This is a genomic window from Pseudomonas sp. (genome assembly GCF_046581935.1).
Lineage (GTDB): Bacteria > Pseudomonadota > Gammaproteobacteria > Pseudomonadales > Pseudomonadaceae > Aquipseudomonas.
In genome coordinates, this window is the sequence record NZ_JAYGFK010000027.1 from 189059 (window position 1) to 205021 (window position 15963).

Here is a 15963-nt window from a genome sequence, read left to right on the forward strand (position 1 = left end):
GGTGCGGGGCCACAGCCATTCGCTGTAACACCTACGCGTTCCTGCAACGCAAAGGAGTCCGAGTATGCGCACACCCAACCAATCCCCCATCTACTTGATAGCGCTGGGGGCCTTTGCCCTTGGCATGGCCTCCTATGTCACCGCCGGGTTGATCCCGATGATCGAGGCCTCGTTCGCAGTCTCCGTTGCGGTGGCCGCCCAACTGGTAACCGCCTTCACCCTGGCCTATGGCCTGGGTTCACCGATCTTCGTCGCCCTGACCCCGGCGCGTCGCCAACGCGCCGGCATGCTGCTGGCTTTGGGCTTATTCATTATCGCCAACGCCGCCAGCGCGCTGGCTGAGAGTTTCACCGCTCTGATGGTCTGGCGCGCCATCGCGGGCATCGGTGCCGGCGTCTACCTGGCCATGGGCATCGGCGCCTCGGCCGCCGTATCCACGCCGGAGCGCCGCGGCAAGGCCATCGCCATCATCATGGGCGGCATGGCCAGCGGCGTGGTGCTGGGCGTGCCGCTCAGCCTGCTGATCGCTGAACAGCTGGGTTGGCAGGCCGCCCTGTGGCTGGTATCCCTGCTCGGCCTGATGGCCTTCCTCGGCCTGCTGCTGAAGCTCCCGGCCCTGCCGGCGGCTACCGCCACCACGTTGAGCCAAAAGCTTGCGATTCTCGGCGACGGCCATGTGCTGGTCATCCTGCTGGTGTCGCTGCTGGCCGCCATCGCCAGCCTGGGCATGTACACCTTCATTGCCCCACTGCTGGCTGACCCGTCCTATGGCGCGGTGCGTTCGGTCACGCCTTATCTATGGGTCTGGGGCATCGGCGGCGTGCTGGGCAGCTTCCTGATCGGCCCGCTGGTGGATCGCATCAAGGGGCCGGTGCTGACCTTCGCCATCATGCTGATCCTCGCTGCATCGCTGTTCGTGCTACCGCTGACGGCCGCCATCAGCACCTGGCTGGTGATGTTGCCCATAGCCCTGTGGGGTGCGGTCGGCTGGGCACTGCAGGTGCCGCAGAACAACGAGTTGATCCTGGCGCGCCAAGCTCAGGGCGACGGCAACCTGGCCATCGCGTTGAACGAGTCGGCGCTCTACCTGGGCAGTGCCATCGGCGCCGCGGCTGGCGGCTTCGTGCTGTTGTTGCAGATGCCCACCTGGACCCTAGCCGCCAGTGCGGGTGGTGTCGCCGCGCTGGGCGCCGTGCTGCAGATCATCAACTTGCGTCGCCAAGCGAACGAGAACGGCGACGTGCAAGCCGAACCCTACAACTGACGGAGAAAAGGCCGTGGAATTGCGCCACCTTCGCTGTTTCATCGCCGTCGCGGAAGAACTGCATTTCGCCCGTGCTGCCGCACGGCTGCATATCGAACAGTCGCCCCTGTCCCGGATCATCAAGGAACTGGAATACCGTCTGGGCGTACAGCTATTCGAGCGCACCACACGGCGTACGCGCCTGACATGGGCCGGCAAGGTGCTCTTGGAAGAGGCTCGGCGGGTGCTGGCCGTGGTCGATCAGGCCAAGGCCAGCGTCAAGAGTGCGGCTGCCGGCTACCGCGGCCGAATCCGCGTTGCGCTATCCGATGGTATTCCCCAGACCCGCCTGGCCTCTTTGCTCGCCAAGTGCCGGGAGGAAGAGCCTGAGGTCGAAATCTGCCTGTCGGAGGTCACCTTCAGCGAACAGGTCAGGGGCCTTAACGACGACCTCTTTGACATCGGGCTGGCTCAGTCCGACGAGGTGGGTGATGGGCTGGTGGCTGAACCGGTCTGGTTCGACCCGTTGGTTGTGACGGTACCCTCTCGCCACCCGCTACTGAGCTATCGGCGTGTGCCGCTTGAGGAGGTGGTGCGCTATCCGCTGGTGCTCTGCGATCCGGAGGTCTGCGAAGGATTCTGGCAGCAACTACAGCGGGTGCTGAGCACCGTGGATACAAGGCTCACCATCGCAGACCGCGTCCCCACTTTGGACCTGATGATGGCTCTGGTCGCGGCGGGCTACGGGTTGGGTTTCTCCAGCCTGGCGCGTATTACCGAACTCAACAACCCGGATGTCGTGGCCCGTCCGCTAGACGGCTGCGCAACCATGCTGACCACTTACCTAATACGGCGCGAAGGCGAACCGGCCGAGCAAATGGCCCGTTTTATCGGGCGGGTGAGCCCGGCGGAAAGCCAGGCGCTGCTGCCCGATCACGCATCACAGAAGGAGATCGCTTGATGAAGAAAATATCGTTTTTGCTGACTGCCGTGCTGCTCAGCGCATGCGAAAAGCCGATGCCGTTTGAATCGGCTGAAGCGCTTGCAGAGAATCCCGAGCGGCTCAAGGAACTGCGACTGCAGTGCCGGGACAATCGGGCAAAGTTGGGTGAGGCCCAATGCAACGCTGTTGGCGACGCCCAGCGCATACGCTTTATGGGCAAAGGCACACCCTACACTCCGCACCCTGTCAAACTCTTCCACTCTGACACTGAAGATGGACGCTAGAACCGGTGACAGTGAAACGGCGAGCATTAATCTGTAGATTAAAATGTGCTACTTTTCGATCTACAGATTAAATCGAGGGTTCCCCCCATGACAGCTGCCACCATCCAAGCTCAGGACTTCTCGAAAAGCCAGTGCGCAGCAGGCCTGCGTGCGGCGCTGAACATCCTGGGCAAGTGGAAGGCCTCCTGCGAACAGGCCTGCCGGGTGCTGCGGATTTCCCGCAGCACCTACACCCGCGCCAGCCAGAAGGATTCGGACTGGGCGGTGAGCCTGGACCCCGACCAGATGCAGCGCATTAGTTTTGTGCTGAACATCCACGCTGCACTGCGCGTTGTGTTCGACAACCCCGAGAACGTCTACGGCTTCCCCTCGATGGAGAACCACAACGCGTTCTTCAACGGCCGCGCGCCGCTCGAGATCATGGCGCAGGGCGACATGATCTCGCTGTACGAAACGTTCCGGCGGATCGATGCGCTGCGAGGCGCTCAGTGGTAATGCTCGGCGACCTTCCCGTATTAGAAGGTGAAAGCCTGCAGGCATACCGTTTGGTCAACTCCAAGTTTCCGCCCATTGCCCTGTTCGATGACGTCGCCGACGCTGAGGACTTCGAAGCCCTCTATCAGATCCAGGCGCTGACCAATCCACGGCTGCAGAACGAAATTGGTCGTCTGGAGCTGATCCCGCGCGACCAGATTCCGTTCGGCATTCCCGGATGCTCGTATGCAACAGCGCCCTTCACTCACATCAACCCGGCCGGCTCGCGCTTCAGCAATGGCAGCTTCGGCGTGCTTTACCTGGCCGACAGAATGGACACCGCGATTGCCGAGGTGCGTCATCACCAGGAGCGCTACTGGTCGAACGTGCCAGAACTCAACTATGAGCGTTTCGTCTTCAGAGGGCTGACCGCCAGCTTCAGCGACAGCGGGATGAGGGACGCCACCGCACTGCCACTTTCAGACTCCATCTATGCGCCTGACGACTACGCACACTCGAATCGATTGGGAAGCGAAGTGAAACGAGTGGGGAACACGGGCCTGCGGTACCACTCGGTTCGCTCTCCCGGCAGTATCTGTTGGGCGCTGATGACACCGCGACCTGTTACCTCGGTCATCCAGAGCGCTCATTTTGAAATGATCTGGAGCGGGCAAATTATTAGTGTCAATCAGATCACAACCCTTCTAGACAGGTAGCTGAGAGCGGGTTGAAAAGCCTAACCCTCCTCTGCAAGCAATCACAGAACGCTGAAATCGGTTCATAGCAGCCTGTGAAAACAGGCAGAAACCGGCATGAAGCGGTCGGTGGCTCGGCCGTAATGAGATTAGGTAGTGACTACGAAACTAGGGGCGATTCAGGCAAACATTTCTGTGATGTTGCAGTGATCAGAGATTCGACGGACGGCTAGACCCAAAACTGCGCCGAGTCTCAAGAGCGTGTAAAAGAGATGCCGCTCGAAAGCGTTTAATGGTAACCGAACCTACTTGACCATTAGCCTGCCACAGTACACTGGCAGTTTTGGGCGGTAACAACAGGCAGCTTTTGACCGGTTTCTGCCTGATTTGACTGACCACTGAGGGTCGACACCTACCGACCGTGCGCACCATACCTTGCTGAGCTTAACCGCCAAACGCCGCAGTATTCTGTGTTGCCCCAACCTTCTTAGTACCCACCGAAACGGTCTTTGACCCCTCCTCATCCAGCACCGAACCTCTCGCCCGCGGCACATCCACGTGCCGTGCGTTGTGTCTGGGAGATTGGGTTCAGAAATGCAAGCGACGACGGTGCTATACGGCCAGGTGCTGGTGGTGTTGGCCATTACCCTATCCGGGGTGTGGGGTGCCACGCAGTGGACGGCTGCCGCTCTCGGTTATCAGCCACGCCTGGGAGCGCCTTGGTTCGAGTTGCTGGGCACGCCAGTGTATTACCCCTGGCGTCTGTTCGAGTGGTGGTTCGTCTTCGACGCCTACGCACCGGATATATTCAACGTCGGCGGCAGCATCGCCGCTTGCAGCAGCTTACTGGCCTTGGTGGTGGCCATCGGTATGGCGATCTGGCGCGCGCGCCAGGCACGACGCGTCACCACCTACGGTTCGGCGCGCTGGGCCGATGCCGACGAGGTACGCAAAGCTGGCCTGACCCAACCGGTAGGTGTGTTCCTCGGCCAGTTCGACGACCAGTACCTGCGCCACGAAGGCCCTGAGCATGTGCTGACCTTCGCGCCGACACGCTCGGGCAAGGGTGTCGGCCTGGTGGTGCCCACCCTACTCTCCTGGCCGGCTTCGGCGGTCATCCACGACATCAAGGGCGAGAACTGGAGCCTGACCGCGGGTTGGCGTTCGCGCTTTTCCCACTGCCTGCTGTTCAACCCCACCGACCTAGCCTCGGCCGCCTACAACCCGCTGCTGGAAGTGCGTCGCGGTGCCCACGAGGTACGCGACGTGCAGAACATCGCCGACGTTCTTGTCGACCCTGAGGGTGCGCTGGAGCGGCGCAACCACTGGGAGAAAACCAGCCATGCGCTGCTGGTCGGTGCCATCCTGCATGTGCTCTACGCCGGCCAAGACAAGACCCTGCGCGGCGTCGCCAACTTCCTTTCCGATCCGGCCTGCACCTTCGAGCTCACCCTGCACCGGATGATGACCACGCTGCACCTGGGCGCTGCGCCGCATCCGGTGGTGGCTTCGGCGGCGCGGGAAGTGCTGAACAAGAGCGACAACGAGCGCTCGGGCGTGCTGTCCACGGCCATGTCGTTCCTCGGCCTGTACCGCGACCCGACCGTGGCCGAGGTCACCTCGCGCTGCGATTGGCGTATCGCCGACCTGATCTCGGCCGAGCATCCGGTGTCGCTGTACCTGGTGGTGCCGCCTTCGGATATCAGCCGTACCAAGCCGCTGATCCGCCTGATCCTCAACCAAGTCGGCCGACGCCTGACCGAGTCGCTCGACGGCTCCGATGGCATCGAGCGCCGGCACAAGCTGCTGCTCATGCTCGATGAGTTTCCGGCGCTGGGACGACTGGACTTCTTCGAGACAGCGCTGGCCTTCATGGCCGGCTATGGGCTGCGCGCCTTTCTCATTTCGCAGTCGCTGAACCAGATCGACAAGGCCTACGGCCAGAACCACTCGATCCTCGACAACTGCCACGTGCGGGTGACCTTCGCGACCAACGACGAACGCACCGCCAAACGCATCTCCGAAACCTTGGGCACCGCCACCGAATTGCGCGCGCAGCGTAACTACGCCGGCCACCGGCTGGCGCCCTGGCTGGGTCACCTGATGGTCTCGCGCCAGGAAACAGCCCGCCCTCTACTGACCCCGGGCGAGGTGATGCAACTGCCTAGCGACGAGGCCGTGGTGATGGCCTCCGGCCTCGCACCGATACGCGCGAAGAAGCTGCGCTACTTCACCGACGCCAACTTCCAAAGCCGGGTACTGCCGGCACCGCGCTTGCAGCCGGGCAGATATGCCGACGCACCGGCGCCGCGCGCGGACGACTGGAGCGGCCTGGCCGTGCCTGTGGCCGTTGCCGCGTCGCCGGCCGACCTGAGCGATGACGAGACCGTCGAGGACGGCGGCCCACGTCGTCAGCCGGAGTTGGCGGAGCTCGCCCAGTTGCCAGATCACGACGAGCTGGCAAACGACCTGTTTCTGCTCGACGAAGACGACGTTCTCGCCCCCTTCCCCACCCAGCCGGATCCTCGCTTGCAGCGCGTGGCGCGGCTGGCCGCACTCGACCCTGACGATGGAATAGCACTATGAGCCGAGCCCGCCTGAACCTGTTTATCCAACCCGAGCATGCCAAGCGCCTGAACGAACTGGCGATCACTAAGGGCGTGTCGAAGTCCTCGATCATCGCGGCGGCACTGGCCTCCTGGCTGTCGCCCGAGTCAGGCGAGCATCGCGAGGTGGCCATGACCAAGCGCCTGGACCGGCTGTCACGTCAGTTCGAGCGCCTAGAGCGTGACCAGAACATCCTGATCGAGACCGTGGCGCTTTACGTGCGCTACTACCTCACAGTCAGCACGCCGGTGCCCGAGGCTCATCAAGAAGCAGCACGCGCGCAGGGAAAGCTGCGCTTCACCCAGTTCGTCGAGCAACTAGGGCGTCACCTGCAGCGCGGGCACAGCCTGGTCAGGGACGCGCAAGAAGAAGTTCGAGCCGGTACTCAAGCTGAAGGAGAGCAACAATGACCTGCTCTTCCTCCACTGCAGTGAGCGCAGCGGCAACTTCCCTGGATCGCCGCACGCGCATGCTGCGCACAGCGCTAGGACCACAGATCGCTGCCGCCCTAGAAGACCCTGACGTGGTCGAGGTGATGCTCAACCCCGACGGGGTGCTCTGGCTGGATCGCCTGTCTGTTGGCCGCGCCCATCTGGGTAAGCTGGCAGCCGCCGACGGTGAACGGATCATCCGCCTGGTGGCAGCGCATGTCGGCCAGGAGGTACATCGCAGTAAGCCGCTGCTGAGCGCCGAGTTGCCAGAAACGGGCGAGCGCTTCGAGGGCGTGCTGCCGCCCGTGGTGACCGGGCCGACCTTCGCCCTGCGCAAGCGCGCCGCCGGTGTCATCCCGCTGCAGCAGTACGTCGTCGACGGCATCCTCAGCACCGCGCAGGCCGAGTACCTGCGTGTAGCTGTGGCTGAGCGGCAAAACATTCTGGTAGCCGGCGGCACCAGCAGCGGCAAGACCACCCTGGCCAATGCACTGCTGGCCGAGGTTGCCGGCAGTGGTGACCGTGTGCTGGTACTGGAGGACACGGTCGAGTTGCAGTGCCCGGCCCTCGATCACGTCGCCCTGCGTACCAAGCCTGGCGTGGTCTCCATGGCTGACCTGGTACGCAGCACGCTGCGCCTGCGCCCCGACCGTGTGGTGGTCGGCGAGGTGCGCGGCGGCGAGGCGTTGGACCTGGTCAAGGCCTGGGGCACCGGCCATCCCGGCGGTATAGCCACCATTCATGCTGGCTCCGCACAGGGCGCGCTACTGCGCCTGGAGCAATTGATTTTGGAAGTTGCCCTGGCCGCACCAAGGGCTTTGATCGCCGAGGCGGTCAACCTGGTGGTGTTCCTCGCCGGGCGCGGTCGCGCCCGCCATGTTCAGCAGATCGCCCGCGTCATCGGCCATGACGAGCGCGGATACCAGCTCACCTCCATCGACACCCTCCTTTGCTCCTCCTCTGCCTCAGGAACTCAGTCATGACTGTCCTTCAGTTTTCCAATTTTTCTCGTCACCGCGTCGTCGGTTCGTTGATGCTCGGCGCCGTCTGCCTGGGCACCTCCCTTCCCGTACTCGCTGCTGGTTCCGGCATGCCCTGGGAAGGGCCGCTGCAATCGATCCTTGACTCGGTACAGGGTCCAGTAGCGCGCATCATCGCGGTGATCATCATCATTAGCACTGGCCTGACGCTGGCCTTCGGCGACACCAGCGTCGGCTTTCGCAAGTTGATCCAGATCGTCTTCGGCCTATCGATCGCCTTCGCCGCGTCCTCGTTCTTCCTCAGTTTCTTCAGCTTTGCTGGCGGGGCGGTGATCGCATGAACGGCGAACACGAACTCATACCCGGCTTCGAGGTGCCGCTGCACCGATCGCTGGCCGAGCCGATTCTGCTCGGTGGCGCACCACGCAACGTGGCGATCCTAAACGGCACCCTGGCGGCAGTGGTCGGCCTGGGCCTGCAACTCTGGCTGCCTGGCTTGGCGCTCTGGCTGGTCGGCCACTCGCTGGCGGTGTGGGGTGCCCGTCTGGACCCGCAGTTCCTGCAGGTGTTTGCCCGGCACATCAAGCAGCCGTCGCTGCTGGATGTGTGAGGGGGCCGCCATGCTGAACCTCACCGAATACCAGCGTCGCCCCGCCCAACTCGCCGACTGGCTGCCCTGGGCCGGCCTGGTCGCGCCCGGCGTCGTGCTGAACAAGGACGGTTCGTTCCAGCGCAGCCTGCGCTTTCGCGGGCCGGACCTGGACAGCGCCACCCAGGGCGAGCTGGTGGCCACCTCGGCGCGCCTGAACAATGCTCTGCGCCGCCTTGGCTCGGGTTGGGCGCTGTTTATCGAGGCCGAGCGCCTGGCGGCGGCGGACTACCGTGACAGCGACTTTCCTGAACCCTTGTCCTGGCTGGTGGACGAGGAGCGTCGCGCAGCCTTCGAGGCGCACGGAAGCCACTTCGAGAGCAGCTATCACCTGACGCTGCTCTATCTGCCGCCGGAGGAGTCGCGCTCGCGCGCCGCCGGCCTGCTCTACGAGCACCGGGCGCAGCGTGGTGTCGACTGGCGCGAACGGCTGACTGCCTTTGTCGCCGAGACAGATCGTTTTTTCGACCTGCTGGACGGAGTGATGCCGGAACTCGCCTGGCTCGATGACAGCCAGACGCTGACTTACCTGCATGCCACGATTTCGACCCACCGCCAGCGGGTGGCTGTACCCGAGGAGCCCTTCCACCTCGATGCCCTGCTGGCCGACAGTCCGCTGACCACTGGCCTGGCGCCGCGTCTCGGTGAGCAGCATCTACGCACGCTGTCGGTACATGGATTTCCCACCTCGACGTGGCCAGGTGTGCTGGACGACCTTAACCGTCTGGGCTTCGCCTATCGCTGGTCGACCCGTTTTATCTGCCTGGACAAGGACGAGGCCGAGAAGGAACTGGCGCGCCTACGCCGGCAGTGGTTCGCCAAGCGCAAGGGTGTCCTGGCGCTGCTGCGCGAAGCAATCTTCCAGCAGGAAAGCCCACTGCTCGACAGCGACGCCGCAAACAAGGCCAGCGACGCCGACGCAGCGCTGCAGGAACTCGGTGCTGATCAGGTCGCCTTCGGCTATGTGACCGCCACCGTGACGGTGAGCGATGTCGATCCCCAGATCGCCGACGAGAAGCTGCGCCGGGTCGAGCGGGTGGCCCAGGGACGCGGCTTCGTCACCATCGCCGAGAGCCTCAACACGGTGGAGGCCTGGCTGTCGTCGATCCCCGGCAACGCCTACGCCAACGTCCGCCAGCCGCTGATCTCCACGCTCAATCTGGCGCACCTGATGCCGGTCTCGGCAGTCTGGGCTGGCCCGGCACGCAACGAACATCTGGATGGCCCGCCATTGGTGATCACCCGCACCGATGGCGCAACGCCGTTTCGCCTGGTTACCCACGTCGGCGACGTCGGCCACACCCTGGTGGCTGGCCCCACCGGCATGGGCAAGTCGGTGTTGCTGGCGACCCTGGCACTGCAGTTTCGCCGCTACCCGGGCTCGCGCCTTTTTCTGTTCGATATGGGGCGCTCGCTGCGCGCAACAGTGCTGGGCCTGGGTGGCGAGCACTACGACCTTGGCGGCGACAGCGACCTGGCCTTCCAGCCACTGGCGCGCATCGATCAGCCGGGATACCGAGCCTGGGCCGCCGAGTGGCTGGAGGCTCGCCTGCTGCAGGAAGGCGTGGCCGTCAGCCCCGAGCAGAAGACTGCGCTGTGGACGGCGCTCGACAGCCTGGCCGGTGCGCCGGAGACGCAGCGCACGCTGACCGGTTTGTCCGTGCTGCTGCAGGACAACGCCCTGCGCCAGGCGCTGCAACCCTATGTGCTGGGCGGCGCGCATGGCGCATTGCTGGACGCCGATCAGGATCGTCTGGGCAGCGCCGACGTGCAGTGTTTCGAGATGGAGGAACTGATGCACAGCAAGGCGGCGGTGGCTGCCGTGCTGAGCTACCTGTTCGCCCGTTTCGAGGAGCGCTTTGACGGCGCGCCGACCCTGCTGATCCTCGACGAGGCCTGGCTGTTCCTCGACGACCCGCTGTTCGCCGCGCGCATCCGCCAGTGGCTCAAGACCCTGCGCAAGAAGAACGTCAGCGTCGTCTTCGCCACCCAATCGCTGGCCGACATTCAGGACTCCAGCATCGCCGCGGCGATCATCGAGAGCTGTACCAGCCGCATCTTCCTGCCCAACCCGCAGGCGGGCGAGCCGCAGATCCGAGACATCTACCAAGGATTCGGCCTCAACGACCGACAGATCGAGATCATCGCCCAGGCCACGCCCAAGCGTGACTACTACTACCAGTCGCGCCTGGGCAACCGCCTGTTCGACCTCGACCTGGGGCCGGTAGCGCTGGCCTTCGCTGCCTCGGCCAGCCCGGCCGAGCAGCGCGAGATCGACCGCATTTTGCAGGCGTCCGGCGCGGCCGATTTCGCCCCTGCCTGGTTACGCCATCGCCGCCTGGACTGGGCCGCCGACCTACTCACCGCTTATCCCTCGTCACGCAAGGAGTGCCTGCCATGAGATCCCCTGCCCACCGTTTCCCCTGCGCCACGCTGCTGGTACTGGGTCTGCTGGCCGTGAAGCCGGCCAGCGCTTTCACCGTAATCGATCCGACCAACCTGGTGCAGAACACGCTGACTGCGGTGCGCACCCTGGAGATGGCGAACAACCAGGTTCGCCAGTTACAGAACGAGACCCAGATGCTGCTGAACCAGGCCCGTAATCTGCAGCGCCTGGACTACAACGTGGTCAGCCAGTTGCGCGCGAGCTTGGTCAATACCGAGCGGCTGCTCACCGAGGCGCGAGGGCTGGCCTACGAAGTGCAGCGCCTGGATCAGGAATTCAGCCGTCTCTACCCGAACGAGTACACCGGCGACGTCAGCAGCCAGCGCCTGTCAGAAGAAGCACGCGAGCGCTGGCAGCAGGGCCTCGACGGGCTGCATACCGCCCTGCGCGTGCAGGCGCAGGTGACGCAGAACCTGGCCGAGGATGAAAGCGCCTTGGCTGCTCTGGTGCAGCAGAGCCAATCCGCGGGTGGTGCCTTGCAGGCTGCCCAGGCCACCAACCAGTTGCTGGCCCTGCAGGCCAAGCAGTCGATCCAGGCGCAGCAACTGCAGATCACCCAGAACCGCGCCGTCGCCTTGGAGCTTGCCCGTCAGTCTGCAGCGGCCGAAGAGGCGCGCGAACGGCGGCGACGCTTTATGGGCAGCGGCACGCCCTATACCCCCCACCCCGTGCAGTTCTATCGGTAGGGAGGCGCCTCCATGAGATTCCTGATAGTGCTGCCGCTGCTGGTGATGGCCGCCTGCAGACAGGCTGACAACGGCGTCATAGCTCGGCAAGACGATGTGACTGAGCGCTTCTACTCCGGCCGCGCCCGCCCCGGCGAGTTTCTCCGCCCTGCTGAGCTGCCCGCCATACCGCCAAGTTTCGACGAGGACGTGCAATGAACGACGTCAGCGTGATCGACCGTTTCCTCGATGTATTCGGGGTGTATATCGACACCGGTTTCGGGCTGCTCGGCAGCGAGGTGGCCTTTCTCACCATGACCCTGGTGGTGATCGACATGACCCTGGCTGGACTGTTCTGGGCCATGGGAGGTGAGGACGTCAGCGCCAAGCTGATTCGTAAAACCCTCTATGTCGGCGCCTTCGCCTTCATCATCGTCAATTTCAACGTGCTGGCCAAGATCGTCTTCAACTCCTTCGCCGGGTTGGGTCTGCTGGCCTCAGGTTCTGCGCTGAGTCACGCGGAGTTTCTGCAGCCAGGGCGGTTGGCCACGATTGGCGTTGATGCCGGAGGGCCGCTGCTTGAGCAGATCAGCAGCCTCAGCGGTTTTCCCGAAGTTTTCAGCAATCTGCATAGCATCCTGGTGCTGTTTCTGGCCTGGCTGGTGGTCATCGTCAGTTTCTTCTTCCTGGCCATTCAGCTGTTCGTGACCTTGGTCGAGTTCAAGCTGACCACCCTCGCAGGCTTCGTGCTGGTGCCCTTTGCGCTGTGGAACAAGACCGCCTTTCTCGCCGAGAAGGTGCTGGGCAATGTGGTCGCGTCCGGCATCAAAGTGCTGTTGCTGGCGGTGATCGTTGGCATTGGCAGAGGGCTGTTCGCCGAGTTTCAGGCTGTGCCGGACGAGCCCTCCATAGATCATGCACTGGTGGTCATGCTCGCCTCGCTGGCCTTGCTCGGCCTGGGCATCTTCGGGCCGGGCATTGCCACCGGGTTGGTCTCCGGCGCACCGCAACTGGGTGCCGGTGCAGCAGCCGGTACCGCGCTTGGCGCGGCGGGCATGGCAGCAGGTGCTGCTGCAGTAGCCACAGGGGTGGGTGGCGCGGTATTGGCCGGCGCACGCATGGCGCCTGGTGCGGCACGCTTGGCAATGGGCGGCGCTCGCTCTCTGGCAGGAGCCTCTTCCGGCGCTGCAGCAGGTGGCGCCCCCGCCGCTTCCGATCCTGCAACAACTTTCACAGGCCACCAGCACAGTCGCCCACACCCTTCGTGGCGGCGATGGCGGTGGTTCATCCCTTGGGCCGCAGATCCGCGACCCATCGAATTCGTAAAGGAGGAAGAGGATGCGATTCAGACGTCCGCGGGTGCGCTACAGCGACACCCCACAACCTGTTACCCCTTATCAGGCAGCGGCGCAGGCCTGGGATCAGCGCATGGGCAACAGCCTGGCGCAGGCGCGCAACTGGCGGCTGATGGCCTTCGGTTGCCTGAGCCTGGCGCTGCTGATGGCCGGGGGACTGGTCTGGCGTTCAGCGCAGTCGACGGTGACGCCCTATGTGGTGGAGGTCGACAACCTCGGCCAGGTCCGCGCGGTCGGCGAAGCCGCCAGTCCCTACCAGCCCCAGGATGCGCAAATCGCTCATCACCTGGCGCGCTTTATCGAGCAGGTGCGCTCGCTATCAATCGATCCGGTGGTGGTGCGGCAAAACTGGCTGGAGGCCTATCACTCCACCACCGACCGAGGCGCGGCCACCCTCAATGATTATGCCCGCGCCAACGATCCCTTCACCCGGGTCGGCAAGGAGACGGTATCGGTGGAAGTCACCAGCGTGGTGCGTGCCAGCGACAGCTCGTTCCAAGTGCGCTGGATCGAACGCCGTTTCGTGAATGGTGCGGCAGCCGGTCTGGAGCGCTGGACAGCGGTGATCTCGCTGGTACTGCAGCCTCCGCGCACCGAGGAAAAACTGCGCCGAAATCCGCTCGGTATTTACGTCAACGGCCTGTCCTGGAGCCGTGAGCTGGACACGACGGAAGGAGCCAAGAAACCATGAAACGCTCACTGAACCTTTCTATCTGCCCTCTGCTAATGATCATGCTGGCCGGCTGCGCCAGTCAGCAGCCACCGGTGATCGCTCTGGACGAACCGGTCGAGGCGCAGCGTCTGCCGGAGCCGCCCAAGCCCATCGAAGTGGTGGAGGTACCCAAGCCCTTGGCATTGCCAGCGCAGCTCAAGCCGTTGCCGGAAATTCAACCCAGCAAGCCGGCAAAGGAGCCGGTCGATGAGCGCGTGCGGGTCTCGCGCGCCAATCGCGAGGCTAGGGTCGCACCGAGCCGCGAGGGCTATATCAACGCCATCCAGGTCTGGCCCTACTCCGATGGCGCGCTCTATCAGGTGTACGCCAGCCCGGGGCGGGTCACGACGATCAACCTGCAGCCCGGTGAGGAGCTGATCACCGTGGCCGCCGGCGACACCGTGCGCTGGATCGTCGGCGATACCACCAGTGGCAGCGGCGATGAGTTGCGCACCAGCGTGCTGATTAAACCGACGCGGGTCGACCTCAAGACCAATCTGGTGATCACCACCACGCGTCGCACCTACCTGATCGAGCTGAGCGCCACCGAACACACCTGGATGGCGTCGGTGTCCTGGGACTATCCCAAGGACCGCATGCTCGCCCTGAAACGCCGCGCCGGCGCAGCCCAGGCCGCGGCACCGGTGGATGTTGGCCTGACGCTGGAGCAACTGCGCTTTCGCTATTCGATCAGCGGCAGCAATCCACCCTGGAAGCCGCTGCGCGCCTTCGATGACGGCCGCAAGGTGTATATCCAGTTCCCGGCCGGTATCGCCCAGGGCGAGTTGCCGCCATTGTTCGTGATCGGCCCGGAGGGCGATGGACAGTTGGTCAACTACCGCTTCCGCTCGCCCTACTACATCGTCGATCGCCTGTTCGGCGCGGCCGAGCTGCGCCTGGGCGCCGACAAGGGCGACGTGGTGCGGATCGAGCGCACCGATGGCGTGGTAGGGAGGCCCTGAACATGACGGCCAAGGACAACAACCAAGCCGCGGTAACCTCGCTACCGCCCAAGGAGGCGCCGGAGTCGCTGGAGCTGCGCGCCAAGCCGCGCCCGGTCACTCGCCTCAACCCGCGCATGCTGGCGGCAGTGGTCGGCGGCTTATCGGCTGCGGTGCTCGGTGCCATGCTGTGGTCGCTGCAACCACAGCACCGCCGTCAGAGCGCCGAGCCAAACGAGTTGTACAACGTCGACCGCGTGGCGCGCTCAGAGGGACTGGAGCAGTTGCCGGCAGACTACTCGCAGGTGTCCCCTCCACCTGCGCCCGAGGTACCGCAACTGGGGCCACCGCTGCCCGGCGATCTGGGCGGGCCAATCCTCAGGGCCGAACAGCAGGCGCAGGGTTATGGGCATGGGCCAGATGCCGACGAAGCGGAGCGCCTGGCCCGGCTCAAGGAGGCCGAGGAAGCGGCGTTGTCCTCGGTGTTTTTCCAGACTGGCAGCGCGAGGAAATCGAGCGTCGCATCCACTGGAGCTGCTCATATTGACCCCATGGCCTTGGGTACGGCCTCACCAGGCACTTTAGGCGGAACATCAGGAACACCAACCCAGCAGGAACGGAACGAGGCGTTTCTCAGTAAATCCGTAAATGCGCAAATCCGTAATTCCGGATTGCTACAGATGCCTGAGTCGCCTTCCCAGGTGATGGCCGGCACCGTCATCGCGGCGGCACTGGTCACCGGTATCAAGTCTGATCTACCCGGCGACGTGATCGCCACGGTGACCGAACCAGTCTACGACAGCGCAACGGGTGAGCACGTGCTGATCCCCCAGGGTGCGCGCCTGCTAGGCCGCTACAACAGCCAGGTGAGCTACGGACAGAGCCGCGTGCAGGTGGTATGGCAGCGAGTGATCTTGCCGGACACCTCGTCCTTCCAGCTCGACAATCTAGTCGGTACCGATGCAGCCGGCTATGCCGGCCTCGAGGATGGCGTCGACTGGCAATGGGATCGGATCGTCGCCGGCGCGGCCATGACCAGCCTGCTGGGCATTGGCGCCGAACTGGCGGCACCGGCCAACCGCACTGACGGCGACCGCATCATCATCGCCGGGCGCGACAGCCTGCAGGACACGGTGAACCAGGTTGGCCAGGAGGTCACCCGCCGCAACCTAGATATCCAGCCCACGCTGACCCAGCGCCCAGGCTTGCCCCTGCGCGTGATCGTCAATCGCGACCTGGTATTGCGCCCCTACCAGCCTTTCTCCAATAAACAGAGGAACCTGCCATGAGTACGACCAAGCTGCGCCTCGGCCCGCTGCCGAAAACCGAGAACCTGAAGTTGACCTTCACCTGCCCCGCCACCCTGAAAGCCGACCTCGAGCGCTACGCGGCGCTGCACTCGCAAACCTATGGCGAAGAAGTCGACGCCCTGACGCTCATCCCGCACATGCTAGAAGTCTTTATGGCGAGGGATAGGACGTTCAGGAAGGCAACTTCGAGTTGAGGACATACTGTCGCCACGCTGTTAGGCTTCTTCA

17 protein-coding genes and 1 pseudogene are annotated in these 15963 nt (G+C 64.0%); all 18 read left to right on the forward strand.

Annotation, left to right across the window (positions count from 1 at the left end):
• Window positions 1-64: 64 nt before the first annotated feature.
• Window positions 65-1264, forward strand: a complete 1200-nt coding sequence (locus tag VCA57_RS22270; RefSeq protein ID WP_411187739.1) for an MFS transporter — start codon at window positions 65-67, stop codon at window positions 1262-1264.
• A 13-nt stretch (window positions 1265-1277) separates the two neighbouring features.
• Window positions 1278-2204, forward strand: a complete 927-nt coding sequence (locus VCA57_RS22275) for a LysR family transcriptional regulator (protein ID WP_411187741.1) — start codon at window positions 1278-1280, stop codon at window positions 2202-2204.
• Window positions 2204-2470 (forward strand): EexN family lipoprotein, encoded by a 267-nt coding sequence (locus tag VCA57_RS22280; protein WP_411187743.1) that lies wholly within the window; start codon window positions 2204-2206, stop codon window positions 2468-2470. The genes VCA57_RS22275 and VCA57_RS22280 overlap by 1 nt, the downstream gene beginning before the upstream one ends.
• 87 nt (window positions 2471-2557) lie before the next feature.
• The gene (locus VCA57_RS22285) at window positions 2558-2965 is read left to right on the forward strand and encodes an antitoxin Xre-like helix-turn-helix domain-containing protein (RefSeq protein WP_411187745.1); all 408 of its coding nucleotides are present in this window, start codon (window positions 2558-2560) and stop codon (window positions 2963-2965) included.
• On the forward strand, window positions 2965-3660 hold the full coding sequence (locus VCA57_RS22290; protein WP_411187747.1) for an RES family NAD+ phosphorylase: 696 nt from the start codon (window positions 2965-2967) through the stop codon (window positions 3658-3660). Before VCA57_RS22285 ends, VCA57_RS22290 begins: the two co-directional genes overlap by 1 nt.
• Before the next feature lie 573 nt (window positions 3661-4233).
• Window positions 4234-6225, forward strand: a complete 1992-nt coding sequence (locus VCA57_RS22295; protein WP_411187749.1) for a conjugal transfer protein TraG — start codon at window positions 4234-4236, stop codon at window positions 6223-6225.
• Complete coding sequence (locus VCA57_RS22300; RefSeq protein ID WP_411187750.1) at window positions 6222-6656, forward strand: CopG family transcriptional regulator; 435 nt, start codon at window positions 6222-6224, stop codon at window positions 6654-6656. The genes VCA57_RS22295 and VCA57_RS22300 overlap by 4 nt, the downstream gene beginning before the upstream one ends.
• On the forward strand, window positions 6653-7660 hold the full coding sequence (gene trbB / locus VCA57_RS22305; RefSeq protein ID WP_411187751.1) for a P-type conjugative transfer ATPase TrbB: 1008 nt from the start codon (window positions 6653-6655) through the stop codon (window positions 7658-7660). Before VCA57_RS22300 ends, trbB begins: the two co-directional genes overlap by 4 nt.
• Window positions 7657-7998 carry a TrbC/VirB2 family protein gene (locus VCA57_RS22310; RefSeq protein WP_411187753.1) on the forward strand — a complete coding sequence of 114 codons (342 nt, stop codon included), beginning with the start codon at window positions 7657-7659 and terminating at the stop codon, window positions 7996-7998. Before trbB ends, VCA57_RS22310 begins: the two co-directional genes overlap by 4 nt.
• Window positions 7995-8267, forward strand: a complete 273-nt coding sequence (locus VCA57_RS22315; protein WP_003108505.1) for a VirB3 family type IV secretion system protein — start codon at window positions 7995-7997, stop codon at window positions 8265-8267. The genes VCA57_RS22310 and VCA57_RS22315 overlap by 4 nt, the downstream gene beginning before the upstream one ends.
• A 10-nt stretch (window positions 8268-8277) precedes the next feature.
• Entirely contained in the window at window positions 8278-10707 is a 2430-nt protein-coding gene (gene trbE, locus VCA57_RS22320; protein WP_411187813.1) for a conjugal transfer protein TrbE, read from the forward strand.
• Complete coding sequence (trbJ, locus tag VCA57_RS22325; protein WP_411187755.1) at window positions 10704-11438, forward strand: P-type conjugative transfer protein TrbJ; 735 nt, start codon at window positions 10704-10706, stop codon at window positions 11436-11438. The genes trbE and trbJ overlap by 4 nt, the downstream gene beginning before the upstream one ends.
• 12 nt (window positions 11439-11450) lie before the next feature.
• On the forward strand, window positions 11451-11636 hold the full coding sequence (locus tag VCA57_RS22330) for a hypothetical protein (protein ID WP_411187757.1): 186 nt from the start codon (window positions 11451-11453) through the stop codon (window positions 11634-11636).
• Window positions 11633-12743, forward strand: a pseudogene (trbL, locus tag VCA57_RS22335) (P-type conjugative transfer protein TrbL). The gene VCA57_RS22330 and the pseudogene trbL overlap by 4 nt, the downstream one beginning before the upstream one ends.
• A 12-nt stretch (window positions 12744-12755) precedes the next feature.
• A complete protein-coding gene (gene trbF / locus VCA57_RS22340; protein WP_411187759.1) occupies window positions 12756-13463 on the forward strand; it encodes a conjugal transfer protein TrbF in 708 nt (235 codons plus the stop codon).
• Window positions 13460-14446 (forward strand): P-type conjugative transfer protein TrbG, encoded by a 987-nt coding sequence (gene trbG / locus VCA57_RS22345; protein WP_411187761.1) that lies wholly within the window; start codon window positions 13460-13462, stop codon window positions 14444-14446. Before trbF ends, trbG begins: the two co-directional genes overlap by 4 nt.
• 2 nt (window positions 14447-14448) lie before the next feature.
• The gene (locus VCA57_RS22350; RefSeq protein ID WP_411187763.1) at window positions 14449-15714 is read left to right on the forward strand and encodes a TrbI/VirB10 family protein; all 1266 of its coding nucleotides are present in this window, start codon (window positions 14449-14451) and stop codon (window positions 15712-15714) included.
• The gene (locus VCA57_RS22355) at window positions 15711-15929 is read left to right on the forward strand and encodes a DUF2274 domain-containing protein (protein WP_411187765.1); all 219 of its coding nucleotides are present in this window, start codon (window positions 15711-15713) and stop codon (window positions 15927-15929) included. The genes VCA57_RS22350 and VCA57_RS22355 overlap by 4 nt, the downstream gene beginning before the upstream one ends.
• The last annotated feature ends 34 nt before the right edge of the window (window positions 15930-15963 follow it).